The sequence below is a fragment of the Burkholderia sp. Ap-955 genome (assembly GCF_011753045.1).
Lineage (GTDB): Bacteria > Pseudomonadota > Gammaproteobacteria > Burkholderiales > Burkholderiaceae > Burkholderia > Burkholderia lata_D.
This window is the reverse complement of sequence record NZ_VWWH01000017.1, coordinates 87,727-113,982: the sequence shown is the minus strand read 5'-3', so window position 1 is coordinate 113,982 and position 26,256 is coordinate 87,727. Positions and strand designations below refer to the sequence as shown.

The window sequence follows — 26,256 nt, the reverse complement described above, 5'->3', positions numbered from 1 at the left end:
TCCGGCGCGACGAAGCGCGGCGCGAGCGCAGCCAGTGCGTCGGCCGTGTGCGCGCCGTACGCGACGCCGACGCCGGCCGCCCCGGCACTCGCGGCCATCTGCAGGTCGTGCGTCGTGTCGCCGATCATCACGGTACGCGACAGGTCCTGCCCCAATTCGCGGGTCAGTTCGTGCAGCATCGCCGGATGCGGTTTCGAGAAGGTCTCGTCGGCGCAGCGCGTCGCATCGAACAGGCTCGTCAGCTTCGACTGGTCGAGCACGCGATTCAACCCGACTCGCCCCTTGCCGGTTGCAACCGCGAGCAGATAGCCCGTGTCGCGCAGCTCGGCGAGCAGTTCCCGCACGCCGGCAAACAACTCGATGCGCTGGTCATCGAGCAGATAGTGATAGCGGTAGCGCTCGGCGAGCCGCGAATAGTCGGACGGATCAAGGGTCGGAGCCGTAATCTGCAGCGCATCGCGCAGGCCGAGGCCGATCACGTAGCGTGACGCCTCGTCGGACGGCGTGGGCAAGCCGAGATCGCGGCATGCGGCCTGGATGCTGTGCGCGATGTGCGCAGTCGAATCCATCAGCGTGCCGTCCCAGTCGAAGACGATCAGGTCAAATTGCTGTCGAGCCATGCGGTTCAGGCGGTATCGCGCAGTGCGCTGAGTTGATCGAGGAAGCGCCGGCATTCGTCCGGCAGCGGCGCATCGAACTGCAGCGCCTCGCCGGTCAGCGGGTGGGCGAGCCGCAGCCGGTACGCATGCAGGAACATCCGTTTCAACGACGGCTGCGCATTCGCGCGCGCCAGCGCCTTGTTCAATGCGAAATCGCCATACTTGGCGTCGCCGGCGATCGGCAGGCCAAGATGTGCGAGGTGCACACGGATCTGATGGGTCCGACCCGTTTTGAGTTCCGCTTCGAGGAGCGCGTATTCGGGCCAAAGGTCGACGAGATTGAACACCGTGTGCGACGGCAGCCCGTCGTCCTGCACCCGCACGCGGCGCTCCCCTTCCGGGGTCGAATACTTGAACAGCGGCGCCTTCACCGCGCGGCGACGCCCCCAGTCGGACTGCCATTCACCGTGGACGCACGCGAAGTAGCGCTTGTCCATCTTGTTCTCGCGAATCTGTTCGTGCAGGCCCACCAGCGCCGTGCGCTTTTTCGCGAGCATCAGGATCCCGGACGTCTCGCGGTCGAGCCGGTGCACGAGTTCGAGGAATTTCGCACGCGGGCGCGCCTGGCGCATCTGCTCGATCACGCCGAACGCGACGCCGCTGCCGCCGTGGACCGCAACCCCGGCCGGCTTGTTGATGACGAGCATCGCATCGTCCTCGAACAGTATGTCGAAGTGCGCGGGCGGCACGATGGTGGCTTCGGCACGCGCGAGGTCGGCGGCGGCCACGCGCACGGGGGGCACGCGGACGATGTCGCCGAACGCGAGCCGGTACTGCGCATCGACCCGGCCCTTGTTCACGCGCACTTCGCCGCTGCGCAGGATCCGGTAAATATGGCTTTTCGGCACGCCTTTACAGACGCGCAACAGGAAGTTGTCGATACGCTGACCGGCCGAGTTTTCGTCGATCTCGATCATCGATACCTGGCCGCTTGCGACCGAATTCTGGGATATTTTGCCTAACTCGTTCATACTGAATATAATTTTGCCCAGCCAGACGTTGCGGGCGGCCTCACCGGCCGGCCCGGACCAACCGGGCAAGGCGCAAGCGCAAACCGTTATTTTACTTGCGCCGGGGGTCTGCTGCTCGCCCCTAATTAAAGAGAAGCAGCAAGTTGCACGCACGGCGCCGCCCGTCGGCAAGGATCGCGCCCACAGGCGGATTCGGTCGGCAAGGCGCCGCGGTAACGGAAAGTTGGTTGAAAAGAATTTGATCGGCAGCCCGACGGCGCGAAGTGCGTCCGCGCAGGCTGCCGGTTGCGAAAATTACGGCGTTGCGCCCGATTTGGCCCCGCGAAGCGTGCGGGGCCTGGCGACGTCAAACCAGGGAAGTACACCCCAGGCGGGAAAGTCGGGCTGGATTCGATACTCCCCGCTGCGGCCCGAGCCGCAGCATCTGCCGCCCGTTGGCACGCGCGTCGCACGACGACGCGCCCCGCGGCAGTGCCCGGCCTCAGGCTTAGCGCGCTTTGACAGCGTGCGGTGTGTGGACGCCGTGCTTTGAAGCCGTGTTCGCAGGTGCCCTATGGCCGCCGGCCCCGTCTTTCGGGCCCAAGCGCCTCTTCAGGCAATTCTCCCCGCCATCGTTCCCGCTCCAGCGTGCTCGTGACAACACAACAAGGCGCGGCCTGCCGTCGTTCCCGCCCTCGCGACTGACAACCGCGAGGCGCCGCCAGCAGAGCCGCCTGGAGTCGTTCATGAAACGCATGCTGTTCAATGCGACGCAGCAGGAGGAGCTGCGCGTCGCCATCGTCGATGGGCAAAAGCTCATCGACATCGACATCGAAACCGCCGGGCGCGAACAGCGCAAAGGCAATATCTACAAAGGTGTCATTACCCGCATCGAGCCGTCGCTCGAAGCGTGCTTCGTCAACTACGGCGAAGACCGCCACGGCTTCCTGCCGTTCAAGGAAGTCGCCCGCCAGTACTTCAAGGACGGCATCGACATGCGCTCCGCGCGCATTCAGGATGCGCTGCGCGAAGGCCAGGAGCTGATCGTCCAGGTCGAGAAGGAAGAGCGCGGCAACAAGGGCGCTGCCCTCACCACGTTCATCTCGCTCGCCGGCCGCTATCTGGTGCTGATGCCGAACAATCCGCGCGGCGGTGGCGTGTCGCGCCGGATCGAAGGCGACGAGCGTCAGGAACTGCGCGAAACGATGGCGCAACTGCAGATCCCGGACGGCATGAGCATGATCGCCCGTACCGCGGGCATCGGCCGCAGCGCCGAGGAACTGCAGTGGGACCTGAACTACCTGCTGCAACTGTGGCGCGCGATCGAAGCGGCGTCGCAAAGCGGCAACCCCGGCCAGCCGATGCTGATCTATCTGGAATCGAGCCTCGTGATCCGCGCGATCCGGGACTATTTCCAGCCCGATATCGGCGAAATCCTGATCGACACGAACGAAATCCACGATCAGGCCCGCGCATTCATGGACATCGTGATGCCGGACAACGTCGCGAAGGTGAAGCGCTACCACGACGACGTGCCGCTGTTCTCCCGCTTCCAGATCGAACACCAGATCGAAACCGCGTACTCGCGCACGGTGCCGCTGCCGTCGGGCGGCGCGATCGTGATCGACCACACCGAAGCGCTCGTCGCGATCGACGTGAACTCGGCGCGTGCGACCAAGGGCGCGGACATCGAGGAAACGGCGACCCGCACGAACCTCGAAGCGGCCGACGAAGTCGCCCGCCAGCTCCGCCTGCGCGACCTGGGCGGCCTGATCGTGATCGATTTCATCGACATGGAATCGGCGAAGAGCCAGCGCGAAGTCGAGCAGCGCCTGAAAGACGCGCTCAAGCATGACCGCGCGCGCGTCCAGATGGGCAAGATCTCCCGTTTCGGCCTGATGGAACTGTCGCGCCAGCGCCTGCGTCCGGCCCTGTCGGAAGGCAGCCACGTGACCTGCCCGCGTTGTAACGGCACCGGTCACATCCGCGATACCGAATCGTCCGCGCTGCAGGTCCTGCGGATCATTCAGGAAGAAGCGATGAAGGAAAACACCGCGGCGATCCACTGCCAGGTGCCGGTCGAGGTGACCGCCTTCCTGCTCAACGAAAAGCGTCAGGAAATCAACAAGATCGAGTCGCGCTTCAAGGTCGGCATCGTGCTGATCCCGAACAAGCACCTCGATACGCCGCACTACAAGCTCGAGCGCCTGCGCCACGACGACGCCCGTCTCGACGATCCGCGCGCGTCCTGGAAGATGGCCGAGGAAGCCGCCCGCGAACTCGAGTCGGAAACCGGCTACAGCAAGCGCGCGGCGGAAGTGAAGCCGAAGCAGGAAGCCGCGGTCAAGGGCATCACGCCCGAGCGTCCGGCCCCGAGCGCGGCACCGCAACGCCCGGTCGAACCGGTTGCAGCGCCCGCGCCCGTCGCGCAGGCCAGCGGCGGCTTCATCGGCTGGCTGAAAGGTCTGTTCGGCGTATCGCCGGCGCCCGCACCCGCACCGGTTGCTCCGGCCCCGGCGAAGGAGCAGGCAGCCCGTCCGGCTCGCGGCGAACGCACCGAGAAGTCCGAGCAACGCGGCGAACGCGGCGGCGATCGCAACCGCAACCGTCGCGGCGGCGCCCAGCAGGCGCAAGGCGGCCGCGACCAGGTCGCGGCAGGCCGTGGCCAGCCGCAACGCCAGGAGCGCGAAGGCAAGGAAGTGCGCGAACCGCGTGAGGCTCGTGAGCCGCGTGAAGGCCGCGAACCGCGCGAGGGTCGTGAACCGCGTGAAGGTCGCGAGAACCGCGAAGGTCGCGAGGGCCGTAGCCCGCGCGAAGGCCGCGAGCCGCGTGAAAACCGTGAGCCGCGCGAACCGCGTGAGAGCCGCGAACCGCGTGAACCGCGTGAACCGCGCGAGCGTGTCGAGCAGCCGGAAGGCGTCGAAGCAGCAGGTCGTGGCGAGCGCCAGGAACGTCGCGAACGCGGCGAGCGCCGCAAGCCGACCCAGCATGCGGCAACGCTGGAAACCGTCACCCGTGGCGAAACCCATCCGGAACAGGAAGCCGACAAGGCCGTCGCAGAAGCCCTGCCCGGCGCCGAACTGGCAGCCGATGCGGAAGCCGGCGCGCGTGATGGCGAGGAACGTCGCCGTCGCCGTCGCGGCCGCCGCGGCGGTCGTCGCGAGCGCGAGGAAGACGGCGCAGTCGTCGACCACGCCGAGCAAGGCGCAGAAGGCGAAGTGACGGTGCAAGCAGTGACGCCGGAAGCACCGGCTGCTGCCGAACCGGCCCACACGGCCGCACCGGCAGTCGTCGTGGCAGCCGCCGCGGCAAGCGCCGTCGTCACCGAAGCCGTGGTCGAACGCCACGCCGAACCGGCAGCACCGACCGCTGTCGAGCCGCAGCCGGCACCGGTACACGTCGAAGCAGCGCCGGTCGAAGCAGCAGTGGTCGTCCAGGCGGCAGAACCGGCACCGGTCGCACCGGCCGTCGATACGGAAGCCGGTCCGGCTCCGGTCGCGGTTTCGCCGACCGACGCGTTCGAAGTGCCGGCGGCACCTGTCGCCGTCGCGGCGCCGCAGCAGGCACCCGTCGAGCAGGCCGCGCCGGCTGTGACGACCGAAGCCGCTCCGGTGGCTGCGGAGCCGGCCCATGTCGAAGCGGCGCCGGTCGAGGCCGCCGCCGCACCGGCACCGGCACCGGCTCCGGCCCAACCGGCAGCCGAGCCCGCTTCGGCGAGCCTGGATACCGTGCTGGAGCAGGCCGGTCTCGTCTGGGTGAACACGGACGCAGGCAAGTTCGCCGCTGCGCAGGAAGCCGCGTCGCGCCTCCCGCGTCCGGCTCGCGTGCCGCGCGAACGCAAGGCGCTGCCGCCGGTCGATCCGGCCCCGATGCAGCAGGTCGAAACGACGCATCACTGATCGACGCATCGTCCGACCAGGAAAAGCCCGCCTCCGGCGGGCTTTTTCATGTCCGCGCTGCGGGTTTCCGCCCACCGGACCGACCCGCCGCTTGCGGCTAAAATAGAGGTCTGGTTCGCACTTCTTTCAACATGTCCCGACGCATCATTCCCCTCGCCGACGTCAGCGGGATGCCGGACGTCTCCGGCGTCGCGCACGCCCCGGACGGCACGCTGGCCGACACGTTCGCCAGGCCGCTGCGCGACCTGCGCATTTCGGTGACGGATCGCTGCAACTTCCGCTGCGTGTACTGCATGCCGCGCGCCGTCTTCGACAAGGACTACCCGTTCCTGCCGCACAGCGCGCTGCTCACGCACGAGGAAATCGAACGCGTGGCGCGACTCTTTGTCGCACATGGCGTCGAGAAGATCCGCATCACGGGTGGCGAGCCGCTGCTGCGCAAAAATCTCGAATTCCTGATCGAGCGCCTCGCCCGCCTGACTACGTATGACGGCCGCCCGCTCGACCTGACGCTCACGACCAACGGTTCGCTGCTCGCACGCAAGGCGCGCGCGCTGAAGGACGCCGGGCTCACGCGCGTGACGGTCAGCCTCGACGCGCTCGACGATACGTTGTTCAAGCGCATGAACGATGCCGAGTTCGCGAGCGCCGACGTGCTCGACGGCATCTTCGCGGCCCAGGCCGTGGGCCTCGCGCCGGTCAAGGTCAACATGGTCGTGAAGCGCGGCACCAACGACAGCGAAATCCTGCCGATGGCCGAGCGTTTCCGCGGTACCGGCGTGATCCTGCGCTTCATCGAATACATGGACGTCGGTACATCGAACGGCTGGAACATGACCGAGGTGCTGCCATCGGCCGACGTCATCGCACGGATCGCCGAACACTTCCCGCTCGTGCCGCTCGATCCGCACACGGCGGCAGAAACCGCGCAGCGCTGGGGCTATGCGGACGGCGGCGGCGAGATCGGCGTGATTTCGAGCGTCACGCAGGCCTTCTGCGGCGACTGCACGCGCGCGCGGCTGTCGACCGAAGGCAAGCTGTATCTGTGCCTGTTCGCGTCGACCGGCCACGACCTGCGCGCACTCGTGCGCGGCGGTGCGAGCGACGCCGAGATCGCGACCGCGATCGCCCGCATCTGGCAGGCCCGCACCGACCGTTATTCGCAGCTGCGCGGCAGCGCGTCGGCCGACGCCGCGCCCGACGGCGCCGGCAAGCGGGTCGAGATGTCGTATATCGGCGGCTGACGCACGCTGCCCTTCCCGCCCGCTTACCATGCCCGCTTCCGCCTCTCCCTCGATCGCCGGCCTGCTGCTCGCAGGCGGGCGCGCCACACGCATGGACGGCGTCGACAAGGGTCTGCAGTTGCTCGACGGCACGCCGCTCGCGTTGCACGTGCTGCGCCGGCTCTCGCCGCAGGTCGACGAGACGCTGATCAGCGCGAATCGCCATGCCGATCGCTATGCCGAACTCGGTGCGCCATTCGACGCGCGCATCGTCGCGGACGAAACCCCCGATTTCCCCGGCCCGCTCGCGGGCCTGCTCGCCGGCATGCGGGCGGCACGCGCGCCGCTCGTCGCGTGCTCGCCATGCGATACGCCCTATCTGCCGGCCGACCTCGTCGCACGGTTGCAGGCGGCGCTCGACGCGCAGCAGGCCGACATCGCCATGGCGGTGACCGTCGACGCACAACACGTGCGCTCGCCGCAGCCGACGTTCGCGCTGCTGCGCACGTCGCTGGCCGACGATCTCGCCGTCCGGCTCGCCGCCGGCGACCGCAAGGTGCGTGCGTGGTACGCACGCCACAAGACGGTCGAAGTCGAGTTTCACGACGAGCGTGCGTTTTACAATGCCAACTCCTGGCAGGAACTCGCCGCACTGGCCCGCCGCTGACGGCACCCGTGCGGTTCCCGCCCGCCGCACGCGAAACCCGCGCCCAGGCACCCTCCTCGCGCCACCGGCCACGAACCCGATACGCCTTGCGGCGCAGTCCGACTGATGATCACGCAATCCTCGCCCGCCCCCCGATCCGCACCCGATTCCGATGCCCCGCTGTCGCTCGCCGAAGCGCAGGCGCTCGCGTGCCGCTTCGCGATGCCGGTCGACGCGTGTGACACGGTGACGCTGCGCGATGCGCTCGACCGCGTGCTCGCGTCCGACGTGAACGCCCCGTTCGACATTCCCGCGTACGACAACTCGGCGATGGATGGCTATGCGTTCGACGGGAGCACCGGCTCGCACGCATCGCAGCAAGCGGAGGTCGCGCTGACGGTCGCCGGCATCGCGCTCGCGGGCCATCCGTTCGACGGCGCGGTGGCGGCCGGATCATGCGTGCGCATCATGACGGGCGCGCCGATGCCGGCCGGCTGCGACACGGTGATTCCGCAGGAACGCGTGCGCGTCGACGGCGACACGATCCACTTCGCCGCGCACGACATCGCGCGCGGCGCGAACTGCCGCAAGGCCGGCGAGGATCTCGCGCGCGGCGCGTGCGCGCTTGCCGCAGGCCGCATCCTGCGGCCGTCCGATCTCGGCCTGCTCGCGTCGTTCGGTGTCACCGAGGTTTCGGTGCGCCGGCGCGTGCGCGTCGCCGTGTTCTCCACCGGCGACGAACTGCGCGAGCCCGGCGAGCCGCTCGGCCCCGGCGCACTGTACGACAGCAACCGCGGGATGCTGATCGCGATGCTCGAAAGGCTGCATGTCGACGCGGTCGATCTCGGGATCGTCCGTGACGACTCGGCCGCGCTCGAAGCCGCATTGCGCGGCGCGGTCGCCGCGCAGGCCGACGCGGTGATCACGTCAGGCGGCGTATCGGTCGGCGAAGCCGACTTCACGCGCGACGTCATGGCACGGCTCGGCGACGTGACGTTCGCCAGCCTCGCGCTGCGTCCCGGCCGGCCGCTCGCGTGCGGCACGCTCACGCGCGCGGCCGAAGGCGCCGGTCACGCACTGTTCTTCGGGCTGCCCGGCAACCCGGTCGCGTCTGCCGTGACGTTCTACGCGATCGTGCGCCCCGCGCTGCTGACGCTGGCCGGCGCGCAGGCCCAGCCGCCGGCGATGCATACGGCACTCAGCACGCAAGCGCTGAAGAAGCGCCCGGGCCGCACCGACTACCTGCGCGGCATCGCGACGCGCGCCGCCGACGGCCGCTGGCACGTCGCACCGGCCGGCTCGCAGAGTTCCGCGTCGCTGAGCGGCCTCTCGGCCGCCAACTGTTTCATCGTCCTGGGCCACGATACCGCGGCAGTCGACGCGGGCACCCCGGTCGACATCCTGCCGCTCGACGGCCTGATCTGAATTCCACACTATCGGTATATTTCTACGGGGGCAATCCGCACATGAAGAAACAAATTTCATCGATCGCCGCGGGGCAGACCGCAAAAGCGCTGATCCTCGTCTACCTGACGTTCAGCGTGCCGATCGTGTTGCTCGGCATTCTCGTCGCGTACGTCCGCTATGGGATGGTCGAACTGAGCACGATCCTGAGCGCGCTGCTGCTGAACGCCATCCTCGGCTTCGTGCTGCTCTGGATCGCATGCCACGCGTACAACTGGGTCGCATCGCGCTTCGGCGGCATCGAGATCGTGCTGTCCGACCCGCCGGAAGAAGCGTGAGCGGCACACCGCTGATCCGCGCGGCCCAAGCACGCGACGTCGGCGCGATTCTTGCGCTGATGCGCGAGCTGGCCGAGTTCGAGAAGCTCACGCACCTGTTCGTCGCGACCGAGGCCGATCTCGCCGACGCGCTGTTCGGCGAGCAGCCTGCCGCCGAGGCAAGGGTGGCCGAGCACGACGGCGCGATCGTCGCGTATGCGCTGTTCTTCCACAATTATTCGACGTTCCTCGGCCGTCGCGGCCTCTATCTCGAGGACTTGTACGTGCAGCCGTCGCAGCGCGGCACGGGTCTCGGCACCGCGATGCTGCGTCACCTCGCAGCCTTGGCCGTCGAGCGCCGTTGCGGGCGCTTCGAATGGTCGGTCCTCGACTGGAACCAGCCGGCGATCGATTTCTACGAAAAGATGGGCGCAACCGTGCTGCCCGACTGGCGCATCGTTCGCGTCACGGGCGACGCACTGGACACGCTCGCCGGGCATTGACCGCGAGCCGGCCACGCCGGCCATCGCGTCAAAAGAAAACGGGCGCCGCGGCGCCCGTTTTTGCTTTCCGGCCGATGTCGGCCATGTGCGTCATACGTCGTCCGCATCGGCACCGTCGGCCCCTTCCGCACCGAGCAGCCCTGCCGCCGTATCGCCCGGCAGCGCCTCGACCTGCTTCAGCTTGCGGTTCATCACGCGCGTGCGCTGCTCGGCGGCCTCGATCGAGCGCGTGACCGTTTCGAGCTGCGACTTCGTGCGCGCGAGCACGTCGCCGAACTTGCCGAACTCCGTCTTCACCGCCCCGAGCACCTGCCACACCTCGCTCGACCGTTGCTCGATCGCGAGCGTGCGGAAACCCATCTGCAGGCTGTTCAACAGTGCGGTGAGCGTCGTCGGGCCGGCGACCGTCACGCGATAGTCGCGCTGCAGCAGGTCGGTCAGCCCCGGGCGACGCAGGATCTCCGCATAGAGCCCTTCGGTCGGCAGGAACAGCAGCGCGAAATCGGTCGTGTGCGGCGGCGCGACGTACTTCTCGGCGATCGTGCGCGCCTCCAGCCGCACGCGTGCTTCGAGCGCGCGGGCCGCGTCCTCGACCGCCACCGCATCGGCACGCTCCTGCGCGTCGATCAGCCGCTCGTAGTCTTCACGCGGGAATTTCGCGTCGATCGGCAGCCACACGGGCGGCGCGTCGCGCGTGCCGGCTTCGCGCCCCGGCAGCCGGATCGCAAACTCGACGCGCTCGCTGCTCTTCGGCACCGTCGCGACGTTCTTCGCGTACTGCTCGGGCGTCAGCATCTGTTCGAGCAGCGCCTCGAGCTGCACTTCGCCCCAGGTGCCGCGCGTCTTCACGTTGGTCAGCACCTTCTTCAGGTCGCCCACGCCTGCCGCGAGCGTCTGCATCTCGCCGAGCCCGCGATGCACCTGCTCGAGCCGGTCCGACACGAGCTTGAACGATTCGCCGAGTCGCTGCTCGAGCGTCGCATGCAGCTTCTCGTCGACGGTGCGGCGCATCTCCTCGAGCTTCGCCGCGTTGTTCGTCTCGATTTCCTTCAGCCGCTGTTCGAGCGTCGCGCGCACCTCGCCTATCCGGCGGTCGTTCGCTTCGGTCAGTTGCGTGAGCTGCCGGTTCAACGTGTCGCCGAACAGCCTGAGCGCGCCCGTCTGCTCCTCGCGCGCCTGCTGCGCCTGGCGCTGCACGCTTTCGCGCATCGCGTCAAACTGCTGCGCATTGCCGGCGACGAGCTTGCCGAGCTGCTGTGCAAAACCCTCGATCTGGTTGTTCTGCACAGTGGCCACGCTCGTCAGTTGCGCGGCGAGCGTCTGCTGAAGCTGCGCGAAGCTGCCGGCCAGCTCGGTGCGCGAACCGCGCGCGTTCTCGACGATCTCGCCGCGCAATTCGCGTTCGAGCCGCTCGACCGCGCGCGCCTGCGCATGCGCGGCGTCCTCGATCTGGTCGCCCAGTATCGCCGCATCGTCGTGGCGGCCACCGCCACGCATGAGCGCGACGATCGCCACCGCAAGCGCGACGGCCAGCACGACGACCGCCGCAAGCAACAACGTCATCGTCATGCGCGCGGCTTCCCGATCACGTCAGGGTTGATCGGATTCGGCGGCTGCCCCGCGCGCGGCCCCTCGCCCAGCGCGGCGATCAGGTTGTCGGCGGCGAGGTTCGCCATCGCGCGGCGCGTCTTTTCGGTCGCGCTCGCGATATGCGGCGTCAGCACGACGTTCGGCACCTCGAGCAGCGCCGGATGGACCGTCGGCTCGCCTTCGTACACGTCGAGGCCGGCCGCGGCGATCGTCCCGTTGCGCAGCGCGACGGCCAGCGCTGCGTCGTCGACGATCCCGCCGCGCGCGATGTTGGTCAGCGTCGCGGTGGGCTTCATCTTCGCGAGCTCGGCCGCGCCGATCGTGTGATGGTTCTCCTTCGTGTACGGCAGCACGAGCACGACGTGATCGGCGCGGGCGAGCAGCGCGTCCTTCGACACGTATTCGGCATTCAGCTCCGCCTCGATCTCGGGCGCGACCCGCGACCGGTTGTGATAGATCACCTGCATCCCGAAGCCGCGCGCGCGGCGCGCGAGCGCCTGGCCGATGCGCCCCATCCCGATGACGCCGAGCGTCGAGCCGTAGATGTCGTTGCCCAGGAAACCGTCGTACGCCCACTTCTGCCAGTGGCCGGCGCGCAGCCAGTGCTCGGACTCGGCGATCCGGCGGGCCGCGGCCATCATCAGCGCCCAGCCGAAATCGGCGGTCGACTCGTTCAGCACGTCGGGCGTGTTGGTGCCGAGCACGTTCGCTGCGTTGAACGCGGCCATGTCGAAATTGTTGTAGCCGACCGCCATGTTCGCCACGACGCGCAGGCGCGGCGCTGCCGCGAGCTCGGCCGCGCCGACCGGATCGCCGGCCGTCAGCGCGCCGTCCTTGTCGGCCAGACGCGCGGCAAGCGCGTCGGGAGCGAGTGCGTCGCCGTTGTTCCAGTCGACGTCGAAATACTGCTTGAGCCGCTCGATCACGTCCGGAAAGATCGGACGCGCGACCAGGATCTTCTGCATCGCCATCTCCGCATGCCGCGGGCGGATCGCAGCGCGCCGTGCGCCACTGGAACCACCCGCTCTAGGTTGAAAATCGTCAGCTTACGCCGTGAAGAAGATCCACGACGTGAGCAGGAATACCGGTATCAGCACGACCAGCGCCCAGCCGAGATACGCGAAGAAGCTCGGCATCTTCACGCCGCGCGATTCGGCGATCGCCTTCACCATGAAGTTCGGCGCGTTGCCGATATAGCTGTTCGCGCCCATGAACACCGCGCCCGCGGAAATCGCGGCGAGCGTCGACGCGCCGGTCGTCATCAGCGACTGCGCATCGCCGCCCGCGAGGTTGAAGAACACGAGATAGGTCGGCGCATTGTCGAGGAACGACGACAGGATGCCCGTCGCCCAGAAGTACATCGCGTCGATCGGCTTGCCGTCCGGCCCCGTGACGAGATGGACGATCTGCGCGAATGCGCCGTCGGCACCGGCGCGCAGGATCACGATCACCGGCGCGATCGTCACGAAGATCCCCGCGAACAACTTCGCGACTTCCTCGATCGGCGCCCAGTTGAACGCGTTGCCCTCGCGCGCGGAACGCGGCGTCAGCGCGAGCGACGCGAGCGTCACGCCCACGAGCGCGACGTCGCGCACGAGATTCTGCAACGCGACGTGCGTGCCCCACACGTCGAACGCGATGCCCGGCTTCCAGATACCGCTCATCAGCACCAGGCCGATCACGGCCGCGAGCAGGACGAAATTGATCTTGCCGTCGATCGACAATCGCTCGCTGTCGGGCGTCGGGTCGAGCACGGCCGGCTGCTCCTCGCCGCCCTTCCGGTAGAAGTACGTATCGAGCGCGAAGAACAGCGTCAGCAGCACGACGCAGATGAACAGCATCGGCAGTGCGAGGTGCGTGGTCGTCCAGAAGAAGCTCACGCCATTCAGGAAACCGAGGAACAGCGGCGGATCGCCGAGCGGCGACAGCGAGCCGCCCGCGTTCGCGACGAGGAAGATGAAGAAGATCACGACGTGCACGACATGCTTGCGGTTGTCGTTGGCGCGCAGCAGCGGCCGGATCAGCAGCATCGCGGCGCCCGTCGTGCCCATCACGCTTGCGAGCAGCGTGCCGAGCGCGAGGATCGCGGTGTTCAGCTTCGGCGTGCCGTGCAGGTTGCCGTTCACGCAGATACCGCCCGCGACCGTATAAAGCGCGGTGAGCAGCACGATGAACGGAATGTATTCCTCGAGCAGCGCATGCACGAGCGTGCCGAACGCGGTGCCCGCGCCGAATGCGAACGCGAACGGGATCAGGAACACGACCGCCCACCCGGCCGCAATCTTGCCGAAGTGGTGATGCCAGAACACGGGGGCGACGAGCGGGAACAGCGCGATGGACAGCAGGATCCCGGCGAACGGGATGCCCCAGAGAGCGGACAGCGTGGCACCGTCGAGCGTTGCGGCCGATGCAAGCGCGGGGACGGCGCCAAGCGCGATCCCCGACGCCATGCCCGCCCAGGCGGCATGTCGTTTCATGCAGAACTTCCTTGTTCGAGTGGTAGTGGATGCAGCGGGCGCGTCATGCGCCCCGGACGACGATCACGTGAACGCGGTACGGGCCGTGCGCGCCCAGTACGATGGTCTGCTCGATATCGCCCGTGCGCGACGGGCCCGATACGAAGTTGACCGCGCGCGGTAATTCGCCGCGCTCCGAGCGCATCAGCGCAAAGGCGTCTTCATGACCGGCGACGATCCGCGACGCGGGAACGATCGCGATGTGCGTTTCCGGCAGCAGGCCGGCCGACGCATAGGTGTCGGGGCCGGACAGCAGCACCAGCGAGCCCGTTTCGGCAGTCGCGCAAAAGCAGCCGGTGAGGCCAACCAGATCGCCGTCGCGCGGCTTGCGGCATTCGACCGACAGGCCCGCACCCGCCCAGTCGAAATCGGCCAGCGTGCGCCACGCGATAGCCTGCGTCGGCAAGCCGTGAGCGGAAAGGTAACGAGCCGCGGCGGCCGGTACGTCGGCAAGCGTCGCGACTTCGTCGATCGTCGTCGACAGGCGTACCGCTTCGTCGACGAATGCAGCGACGAGATCGGCCGGCGCCGGCGGACGCGGGCCCTCCGGATGACGGGCGAGATAGTCGGCAACGCCGTCGCGCTCGGCCGCATCGGGTTCGGCCGCACGCCCCTGCGCCGCGCGAATGCGCGCGAGGATCTGGCGACGGGCAGCGGAAGTGTCCATGAACGGTCCTCGTGACGTTGGCGGGCGATACCGTCGGATTATACCGGCCGCCCCCGCCGCCACGCAGCTTTGGCCGTTCGGCCGACGCTTACTTCGACGCGTCTTCCTCGACCGGCTGCGCGATGCCGAACACCTGGCGCAGGTACGCGAGATACGCCTTGTCGTCGCACATGCTCTTGCCCGGCGAATCCGACAGCTTCGCGACCGGCTGGCCGTTGCAGCGGACCATCTTGATCACGATCTGCAGCGGCACGTAGCCGAGATCGTTGGTGAGGTTCGTGCCGACGCCGAACGCAAGCTTGCAGCGGCCGCGGAACCGTTCGTACAACTGCATGACCCTCGGGATGTCGAGTGCGTCCGAGAACACGAGCACCTTGGTCCGCGGGTCGCAACGGTTCGTCTCGTAATGACGCAGCATCCGCTCGCCCCATTCGAACGGATCGCCCGAATCGTGGCGCGCGCCGTCGAACAGCTTGCAGAAGTACATGTCGAAGTCGTTCAGGAATGCATCCATCCCGTAGACGTCCGACAGCGCGATCCCGAGGTCGCCGCGGTATTCCTTCGCCCACATCTCGAAGCCGTAGATCTGCGAATCGCGCAGCCGCGGGCCGAGCGCCTGGCAGGCCTGCAGGTACTCGTGCGCCATCGTGCCGAGCGGCGTGATGCCGTGCTTCATCGCATACAGCACGTTGCTGGTGCCCGCGAACTGCGGGCCGAGGCCGTCGCGCAGCGTGAGCGCGACTTCCTCGTGCCAGACCTTCGAGAAGCGCCGGCGCGTGCCGTAGTCGGCGATCTTGCAGTCGGCGAATTCGGGCTTCGCACCGAGCAGCTTGATCTTCTCGCGCAGCCGCTCGCGGCCTTCGCGATAGTCGGGCTCGCGCTGGGTATTGCGGAAATACACTTCGTTGACGATCGCGAGCACCGGGATCTCGAACAGGATCGTGTGCAGCCACGGCCCCTCGATTACGACGTCGATCTCGCCATTGCCCTTCGGCGACGGCGTGATCGAGATGTACTTCTCGTTCAGGTGGAACAGCGCGAGGAAGTCGACGAAATCGCTCTTGATGAAGCGCATCCGCCGCAGGTAGTCGAGTTCGACGTCGGAAAAGCGCAGCGAACAAAGGCCGCGCACCTCGTCGCGAATCTCATCGATGTACGGCACGAGATCGACGCCCGGCGTGCGGCACCGGAAACGGTATTCGACGTTTGCAGCGGGGAAGTGATGCAGGACGACCTGCATCATCGTGAACTTGTAGAGATCCGTGTCGAGCAGCGAAGTGATGATCATGATGACGGCAGCGCCAATATCGTGACCGGCGCCGGCGCACCGCGCGCCGCCCGGTCTGTGGGTCATGTTACCCGAATGCGGGCCGGACCATCGTGAAACCGCCTGCCGCCCCGCTCCGGTCGCACCGCCCGTTCCGGCGTACGCGCGACACGCACTGCCGCTGGTGTGCCCCTTCAGCGCCCCCTGGGCGGCCCCCATAAACTAATCACGAAACGATATAAGCCGGATAGCCGACCACGCCATGCGGGTTTTGCGCTTCAGTTACAATGCCGGTTTTGGCGCAACCGCCACCCCATATATACCGCCAAGCAGGAGCGTTTTAATGACTCACGTTGTGACCGAAGGCTGCATCAAGTGCAAATACACGGACTGCGTGGATGTGTGCCCGGTGGATTGCTTCCGTGAAGGTCCCAACTTTCTCGCCATCGATCCGGACGAGTGCATCGACTGCGCCGTGTGCGTCGCCGAGTGCCCGACCAATGCGATCTATGCCGAAGAAGACGTTCCGGGCGACCAGCAGCAGTTCACCGCGCTGAACGCCGAGCTGGCGAAGGACTGGCCGTCGATCACGAAGACGAAGCCGGCACCGGCCGACGCGGACGAGTGGAAGGACGTGCAGGACAAGCTGCACCTGCTCGAGCGCTGATCGCGCAGCGGCCGCAGAAATTTTTTTGTGCGCCGCGGCTCAAAAGTGTTGACGACCTGATCAACGCTCCATATAATCTCGTTTCTCTGCTGTTGTTGTTTGTTCCCCGATAGCTCAGTCGGTAGAGCGCCGGACTGTTAATCCGTAGGTCCCTGGTTCGAGCCCAGGTCGGGGAGCCAAAAACGCAAAGGCCCGTTGAAAGTGGACGGGCTTTTTGCTGGTAGACAAACAAGCATGCAGATGTACCGATTTATTCCCCGATAGCTCAGTCGGTAGAGCGCCGGACTGTTAATCCGTAGGTCCCTGGTTCGAGCCCAGGTCGGGGAGCCAAATAGCGAAAGGCCCGTCATTCGACGGGCCTTTTGTTTTTCCGGCCCACCATTCCGCTTTCATCGCCCGGTCGCGCGCATGCTAGAGTCTCTGTCCCGCATTCGCATCCGGTTCCGTCGATGAAGCACCGCCTCCTCCGCTCAGCCCCCTTCGCCCTCCTGCTTTCCGCATTCGCCGCGGCACCGCTCGCGCACGCGGAGGAAGTCGGCAGCGTCAACACCCATTTCCGTGTCACGGGCTCCGATCGCGTGGTCGTCGAGGCGTATGACGATCCGATCGTGAACGGCGTGACCTGCTACGTGTCGCGCGCCCGCACCGGTGGAATCAAGGGCACGCTCGGCGTCGCCGAGGATCCGAGCGAAGCGTCGATCGCATGCCGGCAGGTCGGCCCGATCAGCTTCAAGGAGCCGCTCAAGCAGCAGACCGACGTGTTCAGCGAGCGCATGTCGTTCATCTTCAAGACCCTGCACGTCGTGCGCGTGGTCGACGCCAAGCGCAATACGATCGTCTACCTGACCTACAGCGACCGCATCGTCAGCGGCAGCCCGAAGAACGCCGTCACCGCGGTACCGATGCCGGCCGGCACGACGATTCCGGTCAAGTAAAGCCCGCGCCTGCCGGGCGCGCGAGCGATACACTGTCGATTCGACCGCTTCCGCGCCCGATCATGTCCGCCACCCGCCTTCCCGACTCCGCACGCTACTGGCGCACGCCGCTGCTGCCGGACGCGGATCTCCTCACGGCCACCTATCGCGATCACACGTTCGCACCCCACTGGCACGACGCGTACACGATCCCCGTGATTCTCGAAGGTGCGGAACGCTACACGTATCGCGGCAGCGGCTATGTCGCCGAAACCGGCTCCGTGCCCGTCATCAATCCCGGCGAGGTGCATACGGGGTCACGCGCGGCCGATGAAGGCTGGTGCTATCGCGTCAGCTACATGCCGGTCGAATTCATTCGCGAACTCACCTGTTCGATCGCCGGCCGCCCGCAGGATGCCCCATGGTTTGCGCCCGACGTGATTCGCGACGCCGATCTTGCGGCCCGGCTCACGCTGGCGCACCGGATGATGGAGGCCGGCAGCGAGCGCGCATTGCCCTTGCAGACGCACCGGCAGCCGGCTCATGATCCGGCGAGCGGCGCACCGCGCATCTACGATCCGCTCGCCGCCGAAACGGCGATGCTCGACGCGTTGTCGACGCTGATCGTGCGCCATGCCGACGCACTGCCGCGACCGGCGCCGCTCGCAGCGGACGAACCGCGCGTCGACGCGATGCGCGAGCGTCTCGCCGCCGACCTCGTGTGCACGGTGACGCTCGACGAAGTCGCGCAGGCAGTCGGCCTGTCACCGTTCCACGCGGCGCGCCTGTTCACCCGCACGACCGGCATGCCGCCGCATGCGTGGCGCAACCAGTTGCGCTTGCAGCGCGCGCTCGCGCCGCTGCGCGCGGGCGTGCCCGTCGCCGACGTCGCGGCGGCCAGCGGCTTCGTCGACCAAAGCCACTTCACACGGCATTTCAAACGCATGTTCGGCGTGCCGCCCGGGCGCTGGCAGGCGAGCTGACGCGCAGCGTCCGACCCGCCATCGCGAGCCGGCATCGCCCCATCCGGCGAGCGCAAGAACATACAAGCCGGCACACCCCCTGCCCGCTATCCTCCAGCTCATGGAGGAGCATCCTTTGAATCCGATACCCGCATCGCCTGCCCGCCGTCCATTGAACGAATGGCTCGACGGTGCGCGCGACACGATCCCGATGATGATCGGCGCCGCCCCGTTCGGCGTGATTTTCGGCACGCTCGTGGGCGGCGGCCCGCTCGCCGCATGGCATGGCGCGCTGATGTCGCTCGCCGTGTTCGCGGGCTCCGCGCAGTTCATTGCGCTCGGCCTGATCGCGGGCAGCGCGAGCTTCGTCGTCGTGCTCGCGACCACGCTGATCGTGAACCTGCGTCATCTGCTGTACAGCGCGACGCTCGCGCCCTATGTCGCACACCTGCCGCTGCGCTGGCGTGCGACGCTCGGCGCACTGATGACCGACGAGGTGTTCGCGGTCGCCTATGCGCACTACCGGCATTTCCCGCCGGGCGCGATCGGCCCCCACTACTTCTTCGGCTCGGGGCTCGCGATGTACCTGAACTGGCAGGTCTGGACGCTCGCGGGCATCGGCTTCGGCGCGGCATTCCCGGGCCTGCAGTCGCTTGGCCTCGATTTCGCGATGGCGGCGACCTTCATCGCGATCGTCGTCCCGCAACTCGGCACGCTGCGCTATTTCGCGGCAGCCGTGACGGCCGGCACGCTCGCGTACTTCTGGCAGGGCTGGCCGTACAAGCTCGGGCTGCTCGGCGCGGTCGCGGCCGGCGTCGCGATCGGTGTCGCGCTCACGTTGCTGCACGAACGCACGCGCGCCGGCTCGCGCACGGAGACCGCATCGTGAGCTACGCGCTGCTGATTCTCGGGATGGCCGTCATCACGTACGCGATCCGCTCGACGCTGTTCCTGTTCGGCGAACGGCTGACCTTCCCGCCGCTCGTGCGGACCGCGCTCGGCTTCGTGCCCGTCACCGTGCTGACCGCGATCATCGTGCCGATGGCCGTCTCGCCGCACGGCGGCGCGGCCGAGCTGACCTGGCGCAATCCACAGCTCGTCGGCGCGCTCGCCGCCGTGCTCGTGTCGGCCGCCACCCGCCGCCCGCTCGTGACGATCGCGGCAGGGCTCGCGGTGTTCTTTTTCTGGCAAGGGGTCGTGCTGCCCCACTGGCTGCCCGCCTGAGCAAACGCTCGGTCACGCGCGCTCAAGTTTCCGCCCGGCACGCCGATAAAGGGAATGAATACCCGCCACCGGCCTCGGCGCGCACGGTCAGTCGACGCTGCGCCCGTCCCGGTGCGCCGTGCCGGCCGCCGGCTTGCACGGGCCGCCATCGAGACGATTCATGGGCCAGATCACCCTTTCCCTCAAGGACGACACGCTCGAGTCCCTGCGCAAGGACTACGACGCGTTCGTCCGCGTGTCGCTGAAACTCGACCCGCAGTTCGCGACGCCGTCGTTCGAGGATTTCCTGCGCGCCAAGCTGCTCGACAACATGGTGCCGCTGACCGAACACGCGGTGCAGCGGATGCTGCAGGGCGGTCAGTACGCGTGGGCAAAACGCACGCTCGACAAGGAATTTCCGGACGTCGTCGCGATCCTGATGCGACAAGCCGGCGAATTCGGCTTCGGCTTCGCGTCGCGCTCCGAATGGACCCCCGACGAACTCGCGAAGGCTTGCCGCGACTGGGCGAAAGCGATCGTCGCCGAAGCGCAGGGCGACCCGTCGCTGATCGATCCGCTCGCCTCGCAGATCAAGGGGGCGGCGCAAGACATCCAGACGCTCGAGGAGCTGATGCAGACGCCTGCGTGGCGGCTCGCGGAATCGCTGCGACAACGGGTCTACGAGGCCAAGCTCGCGTGCGAGATGAGCGTCGGCAGCACCGCGCGCGACAAGCTCGGCGAACTACGCGGGCTGCTGCGGCTCGGGCTCGCGCACGGCTCGTTCCAGAAGCAGGAAGCGCAGCAGATCATGGAGTACCTGCGGCTGCTGAAGCCGGAGATCTTCGTCGAGGAACCGTACGACGTCTTCGCCCGGCTCGCCGCGTGGCTGCGCAGCGTATTCACCCCGACGGCCGCACGGCCGGCGCAGGGTCAGCAGGGCCAGGGGCAAAGCCAACGGCGGCCGTAACGGCGCGCCCGATCGCATCGACAGATGAAAGCGGCCCGGTTCGCGCCACGCGAACCGGGCCGTCGGATGGCCACCGTCGCGACGCGCCGTCGAGGACGAGCGTCGCGCGGCGCCGGCCACCGCTTACTGCGTGGCGCCCTGGGCCGATGCACCGCCTTCCGCGCCGACCGACGCACCGCCTTCGGTCGCTTCGCCAGCCTTCGCCTTGGCCGAACCGACATGGCTCTTGGCCGACTTCGCGGCATGCTTCGTGTGCTTCTTGGCCGAGTGGACGGCCGACGACGCCGACTCCTTCGCGCCATCGGCTGCCGCGCCGACTGCATCGGTTGCGCCGCCTGCCGCATTGCCCGACGCGTTCGCGCCCGCGCCGCCCTGCATGCCGGCACCGGCACCGGCACCTGCCGCCGGCGTCTGCGCCTGTACGCCGGCACCGGCTGCACCCTGCACCGCCGTGCCCGTCTGGGCAAATGCGGCCGAAGTGGCGAACGCCGTCAACGCGGCACCGATCAGCATCGTACGAATCTTGGACATGGCAATTCTCCTCAGGAAGTTGTGAGCCCGAACCGCAGCGATGCGGTCCGTTGCGTCCCCCGCCGCAACACGCAGCAGGTACGACAGAAGACCCTCGGCCCGCGCGGCCGGTTCTCGAATCTCTCAGACTGTTACCCACCGTTTCATTTGCTGACGAATGGCTCACACTCCCTAACAACTGCGGGCGGCGGCCGACCGCGCTCGCGCGCCGGCCCGTGGTGCCGTATGATGCGAGGCGATTCCTCCCGCGCTTTGCGCACCTTCTTCGTCATGCCCAATCTGGATTTCACGCTGACCGGCGAATACGTCGAGCTGCACAACCTTCTCAAGATCACCGGCCTCGCGGACAGCGGCGGCACCGCGAAGCTGATCGTCGCGTCCGGCGCGGTGAAAGTCGACGGCGCGGTCGAGCTGCGCAAGACCTGCAAGATCCGCGCGGGCCAGGTCGTCCTGCTCGGCGACACGCGCATTGCCGTGCGCGAAGCCTAGGGCCGACGGTTCCCCCTGCCTGCGACATGGCCATCGGCGCGCGCGTTCGACACCGTTCGAATAAAGCCGTAAGCTAACCGTCTCTCAAAATAAATACATATAGCGCGGGCCCGCACCCGCGCGAGCGCCCATTCCATGTCGCATTCCGGTCTTACGCGGACGGCCGCCGCGCCGCCGTCCCTGTCCAGTCATGCCGCCGATACCGCGCGCCTCGCCGCGCCGCTCGCGATCGCGCAGCTCTCGCAGATGGCGATGAGCGTCACCGACACGGTGCTGCTCGGCTCGCTCGGCCCCGATTCGCTCGCGGCGGGCGGGCTCGGCGCGAACTTCTTCTTCGTCATCGTGACGGTGCTGCAAGGCGTGCTGTCGTCGGTCAGCGTCAGCGTCGCGCATGCGCGCGGCGCCAAGGCCGACGAGCGCGTCCCGCACATCTACTGGACCGGCTTCGCGCTGTCCGTGCTGCTCGCGATTCCGGCCATCATCGCGCTGTCGCTGTCCGAACCGATCCTGCTGATGTTCCACGAGCCGCCGCTGCTCGCGCATCACGTCGGCGAATACACCGGTATCCTGCGTTTCGCCGCGCTCGGCAGCCTGATCGGCGTCGGGCTGATGCGCGCGTTCCTGCCGGCAATCGGCGCGGCGCGCCGGCTGCTGTGGGTGTCGATCGGCGGTGTCGGCGTGAACGGCGTGCTGAACTACGGGCTGATCCACGGCGCGTTCGGGCTGCCGCGCCTCGGCTTCCTCGGTTCGGCCGTCGCAACGACGATCACGATCTGGCTCACCGCATTCGCCCTGATCTGGCTGCTCCACGGCCGGCAGCGCTTCCGCCATTTCGTCACGGCCGCACGCCCGAAGCTGCCGATGATGGGCGAACTGATCGGCATCGGCTGGCCCGTCGCGATCACATACGGAGTCGAGTCGACGCTGTTCCTCGCCACCGGCCTGACGGTCGGCGTGCTCGGCGCGACGTCGCTGGCCGCCCACCAGATCGCGCTGAACGTCGCGTCGGTGGCGTTCATGGTGCCACTCGCGATCGGCCAGGCCGCCAACGTCCGGGTCGGTTACTGGGTCGGCGCAGGGGCACCCGTCGCCGCGCGGCATGCCGGCTTCGTCGCACTCGGCCTCGGTGTCGCGTTCATGACGCTGTCGGGCATCGTGCTGATCGTCGCGCCGCATGCGATCGTCGGCCTGTACCTGAACCTCGATGATCCGGCCAACGCGGCCACCGTGTCGCTCGCCGCGTCGCTGCTCGGCATCGCCGCGGTGTTCCAGATCGTCGACGGCGCGCAGACCGTCGGGTCGGGTGCGCTGCGCGGCCTGAAGGACACGCGCATCCCGATGCTCGCGGCGACCCTCGGCTACTGGGGCATCGGCTTTCCGACCGGCTACTGGTTCGCGTTCCACGTGGGCCTCGGCGCCCGCGGCCTCTGGTGGGGCCTCGCGGCCGGCCTCGCCAGCGTGGCCGTGCTGATGGCGTGGCGCTTCCATCTGAAGAGCGCGTCGCTCGTGACGTCGTCGCACTGAGCGCGACAAGACGCGAATTCCGGGCCGGCGCTATGCTAGTCGGCTGAAGACCTCGAGACGCCGCGCAAGCGGCGCGACTGCCTCACGATACGTCTGATTGCGTCTGATGCCGCGCGACCACGCGCGGCCTTTCCCCTTTTCTGGAGGAGTGGATCATGAACGAAGCAGTTCGGATGGAACGCGATACGTTCGGCGAGATCGCCGTGCCGGCCGACCGGCTCTGGGGCGCACAGACCGAGCGCTCGCTGCAGAATTTCCGGATCTCGACCGAGAAGCAGTCGCCCGAGCTGATCCACGCGCTCGCGATCGTCAAGCGCGCGGCGGCGGCCGTGAACCAGTCGCTCGGCGTGCTGGCTGACGACAAGGCGCGCGCGATCATCGACGCGGCCGACGAGATCATCGCCGGCAAGCATCCGCGCGAATTCCCGCTCGCCGTGTGGCAGACGGGCTCCGGCACGCAGACCAACATGAACCTCAACGAGGTGATCGCGAATCGCGCGAGCGAACTGATGGGCGGCGAGCGCGGCGAAGCGCGCAAGGTTCATCCGAACGACGACGTGAACCGCGGCCAGTCGTCGAACGACGTCTTCCCCACCGCGATGCACGTCGCGGCCGCGTACGCGATCGTCAACCACCTGCTGCCGGCGCTGCGCACGCTGCGCACGACGCTCGATGCGAAGTCGAAGGCGTTCGCCGACATCGTGAAGATCGGCCGCACGCACTTGCAGGACGCCACGCCGCTCACGCTTGGCCAGGAGTTTTCCGGCTACGTTGCGCAGCTCGACCAGGGCATCCGTCACGTCGAATCGGCGCTGCCGCACCTGTACGAACTCGCGCTCGGCGGCACCGCGGTCGGCACGGGGCTGAACGCGCATCCGGAGTTCGCGGTGCGCGTCGCCGATGAAATCGGCCGGCTCGCGAAGCTGCCGTTCGTGACGGCGCCGAGCAAGTTCGAGGTGATGGCGGCGGCCGACGCGCTGGTGTTCGCACACGGCGCGCTGAAGACGGTCGCGGCCGGCCTGATGAAGATCGCGAACGATGTCCGCTGGCTCGCGAGCGGGCCGCGCTGCGGGCTCGGCGAGCTGTCGATTCCGGAAAACGAGCCGGGCAGCTCGATCATGCCGGGCAAGGTGAACCCGACGCAGTCCGAAGCCGTGACGATGCTGTGCTGCCAGGTGTTCGGCAACGACGTAGCAGTCAACGTCGGCGGCGCGAGCGGTAACTTCGAGCTGAACGTGTTTCGGCCGATGATCGCGCACAACGTGCTGCAGTCGGTGCGGCTGCTCGCCGACGGCGCGCAGAGCTTCAACGACCACTGCGCAGTGGGCATCGAGCCGAACCGCTCGCGGATCGACCTGCTGCTGAACGAATCGCTGATGCTCGTGACGGCGCTCAATCCGCACATCGGCTACGACAAGTCGGCGCAGATCGCGAAAAAGGCGCACAAGGAAGGCACGACGCTGAAGGCGGCCGCGCTCGCGCTCGGCTACCTGACCGAGGCGGAATTCGATGCGTGGGTACGTCCCGAGCAGATGATCGGGTCGCAGTAACGGCAAGAAGAAGCAGGACGACGGGCGCGGCGCGATGCGCGGCGCCCGCAGCGGTCAGACCGCGCCCTTCGCGACCTCTTCCGGTTTCATCTCGACGATCTTGTCGAGCGCGGCCCGCACGTCGGCCGCATATTTCGCGAGCACCTTCTGCTCGTCGGTCTCGGGCACGAACGGCGGCACCGGCACCGGGTTGCCGTTCTCGTCGACCGCGACGAACACGACGAGGCAATCGGTCGTCTGGCGCAGCATGCCGCCCTTCGGATCGCCGGCATGCACGGACACATGGATGTGCATGCTGGTGCGGCCCGTCGCGACGACGCGCGCCTTCAGCTCGACCAGATTGCCGACCATGATCGGACGCTGGAAACGGATGTTGCCGACGCTGACCGTCACGCAATAGCGGCTCGACCAGACGGCCGCGCACGCATACGCGACCTCGTCGATCCACTTCATCAGCGCGCCGCCATGCACCTTGCCGCCGAAGTTCACGGACGACGGCTCGGCGAGGAAGCGGAATACGGTTTCGGTGCGGTCGAGGGCGGCCGGTACGGGGGACGGTTGGGACATCTTGTTGGCTCCAGGCGGCAGGGGCGCTGTAAACGGGCCATTATACGTTGCGCTGCGGCAACGCGTCGCGGGGCGCCCCGTGTGGCGCGGCTGCCGGGGATTGGCCCGGCGCGCGCACGGCCGGCACCGGTCAGCGGCGCACCGTGATGCCCTGATCGATCGTTCCGTACATCTCGATGCTGCCGCCGCGCTCGCCGGACGCGCCCGCACCGCCCTGCGCACAGGCCGCGCAGACGAGCGCGGCCGCCAGCAAACAGAAAATCGTCTTCATCGTTGCATCGTGTCACGTGCGGCCGCCCGCTGCAGCCGCTTTCGGCCATCATTCTACGCGCGCCCTGCAAGCGGCCGCAGCCCGGTTCCGCCGCGTCGACGACGCCCGCGCCCGTGCATCCGATATTTCAGCCCAAAGCGAAACATCGAATGCGCGCGCCCGCTACACTGAAGATCATCCCGCCTGACGAGACACGACGATGACCGACCAAGACGACCACCACTTTCCGGGCCTGAGCCGCATCGGCTCGCTGATCGCCGACCCGGGGCGCGCCGCGATGCTGTGGGTGCTGATGGACGGCAGCGCAAGACCGGCAGGCGAGCTGACGATGATCGCGGGGCTGTCGCCGTCCGCTGCAAGCGCCCACCTCGCGCGCTTGACCGAGGGCGGCCTGCTCGCGCTCGACGTGCGCGGCCGGCACCGCTACTACCGGATCGCATCGGCCGACATCGCCGCCTCGCTCGAGGCGCTCGCGAACGTCGCGCGTGCAGCCGCGCCGCATCGCCCGGTTCCGGCGCCGTCCCGCACGGTCCCGGCCGAATTGCGCTATGCACGCACCTGCTACGACCACATGGCCGGCGAACTCGCGGTGCGCATCTTCGACGGGCTCACCGCCCGCGGCTGGCTGCTTGCCGACGGCGATGCGATCGAAACCACCGAACTCGGCACCCAGGCGCTCGCGCAATGGGGCATCGACGTCGCGCAGCAACGCACGCGCCGGCGCCGCTTCGCATGCGGCTGCCTCGACTGGAGCGAACGGCGCTCGCATCTCGGCGGCGCACTCGGTGCGGCGCTGCTCGAGAGCTTCTGCGCGCACGGCTGGATCGAGCGCGCCGCACGGCCGCGTGTGCTGCGCGTCACGGTGCCCGGACAGCAGGTTTTCGACGGGTGGCTTACGTCCGCTTGACGCCTGGATTGCGTCTGCACGACAACGGCGCGCGATCGACAGGTTTTGTTACATCGCGTGCCA

26 protein-coding genes and 2 tRNA genes are annotated in these 26,256 nt (G+C 67.8%); 18 read left to right on the top strand and 10 right to left on the bottom strand.

The window, feature by feature from the left end; genetic code table 11:
- Both F3J15_RS12995 and F3J15_RS12990 read right to left on the bottom strand, forming a co-directional pair.
- Window positions 1–620: HAD-IA family hydrolase (locus F3J15_RS12995; protein WP_166891504.1), on the bottom strand; the 620-nt coding region annotated here is incomplete at its 3' end.
- Window positions 621–625: 5 nt separating this feature from the next.
- On the bottom strand, window positions 626–1,630 hold the full coding sequence (locus F3J15_RS12990) for an RluA family pseudouridine synthase (RefSeq protein WP_166891510.1): 1,005 nt from the start codon (window positions 1,628–1,630) through the stop codon (window positions 626–628).
- 725 nt (window positions 1,631–2,355) lie between these two features.
- Here F3J15_RS12990 and F3J15_RS12980 point away from each other — a divergent pair.
- From F3J15_RS12980 to F3J15_RS12955, 6 genes are all read left to right on the top strand, one after another.
- Complete coding sequence (locus F3J15_RS12980) at window positions 2,356–5,508, top strand: Rne/Rng family ribonuclease (RefSeq protein ID WP_166891502.1); 3,153 nt, start codon at window positions 2,356–2,358, stop codon at window positions 5,506–5,508.
- 131 nt (window positions 5,509–5,639) lie between these two features.
- Window positions 5,640–6,752 carry a GTP 3',8-cyclase MoaA gene (gene moaA / locus F3J15_RS12975; RefSeq protein ID WP_166891499.1) on the top strand — a complete coding sequence of 371 codons (1,113 nt, stop codon included), beginning with the start codon at window positions 5,640–5,642 and terminating at the stop codon, window positions 6,750–6,752.
- 28 nt (window positions 6,753–6,780) lie between these two features.
- The gene (mobA, locus tag F3J15_RS12970) at window positions 6,781–7,398 is read left to right on the top strand and encodes a molybdenum cofactor guanylyltransferase MobA (RefSeq protein WP_166891496.1); all 618 of its coding nucleotides are present in this window, start codon (window positions 6,781–6,783) and stop codon (window positions 7,396–7,398) included.
- A gap of 105 nt (window positions 7,399–7,503) precedes the next feature.
- Window positions 7,504–8,802 (top strand): gephyrin-like molybdotransferase Glp, encoded by a 1,299-nt coding sequence (glp, locus tag F3J15_RS12965; protein ID WP_166891493.1) that lies wholly within the window; start codon window positions 7,504–7,506, stop codon window positions 8,800–8,802.
- 41 nt (window positions 8,803–8,843) lie between these two features.
- Entirely contained in the window at window positions 8,844–9,119 is a 276-nt protein-coding gene (locus F3J15_RS12960; RefSeq protein ID WP_006401288.1) for a hypothetical protein, read from the top strand.
- On the top strand, window positions 9,116–9,601 hold the full coding sequence (locus F3J15_RS12955) for a GNAT family N-acetyltransferase (RefSeq protein WP_089445195.1): 486 nt from the start codon (window positions 9,116–9,118) through the stop codon (window positions 9,599–9,601). Before F3J15_RS12960 ends, F3J15_RS12955 begins: the two co-directional genes overlap by 4 nt.
- Window positions 9,602–9,691: 90 nt before the next feature.
- Here the strand turns inward: F3J15_RS12955 and rmuC are convergent, their stop codons facing one another.
- The 5 genes from rmuC to pncB form a co-directional block, all read right to left on the bottom strand.
- On the bottom strand, window positions 9,692–11,170 hold the full coding sequence (gene rmuC / locus F3J15_RS12950; RefSeq protein WP_166891491.1) for a DNA recombination protein RmuC: 1,479 nt from the start codon (window positions 11,168–11,170) through the stop codon (window positions 9,692–9,694).
- Window positions 11,167–12,156: a D-glycerate dehydrogenase gene (locus tag F3J15_RS12945; protein ID WP_069249244.1), complete on the bottom strand. Its 990-nt coding sequence runs from the start codon at window positions 12,154–12,156 to the stop codon at window positions 11,167–11,169. Before F3J15_RS12945 ends, rmuC begins: the two co-directional genes overlap by 4 nt.
- 81 nt (window positions 12,157–12,237) lie before the next feature.
- A complete protein-coding gene (locus F3J15_RS12940) occupies window positions 12,238–13,668 on the bottom strand; it encodes a sodium:proton antiporter (RefSeq protein ID WP_166891488.1) in 1,431 nt (476 codons plus the stop codon).
- Window positions 13,669–13,711: 43 nt separating this feature from the next.
- Complete coding sequence (locus tag F3J15_RS12935; protein WP_166891485.1) at window positions 13,712–14,374, bottom strand: lactate utilization protein C; 663 nt, start codon at window positions 14,372–14,374, stop codon at window positions 13,712–13,714.
- Between the two features lie 88 nt (window positions 14,375–14,462).
- Window positions 14,463–15,662, bottom strand: coding sequence for a nicotinate phosphoribosyltransferase (gene pncB, locus F3J15_RS12930; protein ID WP_166891483.1), 1,200 nt, complete (start codon window positions 15,660–15,662; stop codon window positions 14,463–14,465).
- 322 nt (window positions 15,663–15,984) lie between these two features.
- Here pncB and fdxA point away from each other — a divergent pair, with 322 nt between their 5' ends.
- From fdxA to F3J15_RS12890, 8 genes are all read left to right on the top strand, one after another.
- Window positions 15,985–16,308, top strand: a complete 324-nt coding sequence (gene fdxA, locus F3J15_RS12925; protein ID WP_011351384.1) for a ferredoxin FdxA — start codon at window positions 15,985–15,987, stop codon at window positions 16,306–16,308.
- Between the two features lie 103 nt (window positions 16,309–16,411).
- Window positions 16,412–16,487: transfer RNA gene (locus F3J15_RS12920), tRNA-Asn, on the top strand.
- A 75-nt stretch (window positions 16,488–16,562) separates the two neighbouring features.
- Window positions 16,563–16,638 (top strand) — tRNA-Asn (locus F3J15_RS12915).
- A 119-nt stretch (window positions 16,639–16,757) separates the two neighbouring features.
- Window positions 16,758–17,243, top strand: a complete 486-nt coding sequence (locus F3J15_RS12910) for a CreA family protein (protein WP_166891480.1) — start codon at window positions 16,758–16,760, stop codon at window positions 17,241–17,243.
- A gap of 62 nt (window positions 17,244–17,305) precedes the next feature.
- Window positions 17,306–18,205 (top strand): AraC family transcriptional regulator, encoded by a 900-nt coding sequence (locus tag F3J15_RS12905; protein ID WP_166891477.1) that lies wholly within the window; start codon window positions 17,306–17,308, stop codon window positions 18,203–18,205.
- A 100-nt stretch (window positions 18,206–18,305) separates the two neighbouring features.
- Window positions 18,306–19,073 carry an AzlC family ABC transporter permease gene (locus tag F3J15_RS12900; protein WP_089445188.1) on the top strand — a complete coding sequence of 256 codons (768 nt, stop codon included), beginning with the start codon at window positions 18,306–18,308 and terminating at the stop codon, window positions 19,071–19,073.
- On the top strand, window positions 19,070–19,408 hold the full coding sequence (locus F3J15_RS12895; protein WP_069247459.1) for an AzlD domain-containing protein: 339 nt from the start codon (window positions 19,070–19,072) through the stop codon (window positions 19,406–19,408). The genes F3J15_RS12900 and F3J15_RS12895 overlap by 4 nt, the downstream gene beginning before the upstream one ends.
- A 160-nt stretch (window positions 19,409–19,568) precedes the next feature.
- Window positions 19,569–20,354, top strand: a complete 786-nt coding sequence (locus tag F3J15_RS12890) for a DUF4088 family protein (RefSeq protein WP_089445187.1) — start codon at window positions 19,569–19,571, stop codon at window positions 20,352–20,354.
- A 123-nt stretch (window positions 20,355–20,477) separates the two neighbouring features.
- Here F3J15_RS12890 and F3J15_RS12885 read toward each other — a convergent pair whose 3' ends face one another.
- Complete coding sequence (locus F3J15_RS12885) at window positions 20,478–20,885, bottom strand: hypothetical protein (protein WP_166891475.1); 408 nt, start codon at window positions 20,883–20,885, stop codon at window positions 20,478–20,480.
- Window positions 20,886–21,155: 270 nt separating this feature from the next.
- Here F3J15_RS12885 and F3J15_RS12880 point away from each other — a divergent pair, with 270 nt between their 5' ends.
- From F3J15_RS12880 to fumC, 3 genes are all read left to right on the top strand, one after another.
- Complete coding sequence (locus tag F3J15_RS12880) at window positions 21,156–21,374, top strand: RNA-binding S4 domain-containing protein (RefSeq protein ID WP_006486208.1); 219 nt, start codon at window positions 21,156–21,158, stop codon at window positions 21,372–21,374.
- A gap of 135 nt (window positions 21,375–21,509) precedes the next feature.
- The gene (gene norM, locus F3J15_RS12875) at window positions 21,510–22,898 is read left to right on the top strand and encodes a multidrug efflux MATE transporter NorM (protein WP_089445186.1); all 1,389 of its coding nucleotides are present in this window, start codon (window positions 21,510–21,512) and stop codon (window positions 22,896–22,898) included.
- Between the two features lie 155 nt (window positions 22,899–23,053).
- Window positions 23,054–24,448, top strand: a complete 1,395-nt coding sequence (gene fumC, locus F3J15_RS12870) for a class II fumarate hydratase (protein WP_047850516.1) — start codon at window positions 23,054–23,056, stop codon at window positions 24,446–24,448.
- A 54-nt stretch (window positions 24,449–24,502) separates the two neighbouring features.
- Here the strand turns inward: fumC and F3J15_RS12865 are convergent, their stop codons facing one another.
- Both F3J15_RS12865 and F3J15_RS12860 read right to left on the bottom strand, forming a co-directional pair.
- Complete coding sequence (locus F3J15_RS12865) at window positions 24,503–25,015, bottom strand: acyl-CoA thioesterase (protein ID WP_039370920.1); 513 nt, start codon at window positions 25,013–25,015, stop codon at window positions 24,503–24,505.
- Between the two features lie 130 nt (window positions 25,016–25,145).
- Entirely contained in the window at window positions 25,146–25,286 is a 141-nt protein-coding gene (locus F3J15_RS12860) for a hypothetical protein (protein WP_164991999.1), read from the bottom strand.
- A gap of 199 nt (window positions 25,287–25,485) precedes the next feature.
- On the opposite strand from F3J15_RS12860, the gene F3J15_RS12855 reads away from it, so the two are divergent.
- Complete coding sequence (locus F3J15_RS12855) at window positions 25,486–26,193, top strand: helix-turn-helix transcriptional regulator (protein ID WP_046545220.1); 708 nt, start codon at window positions 25,486–25,488, stop codon at window positions 26,191–26,193.
- Window positions 26,194–26,256: the final 63 nt, after the last annotated feature.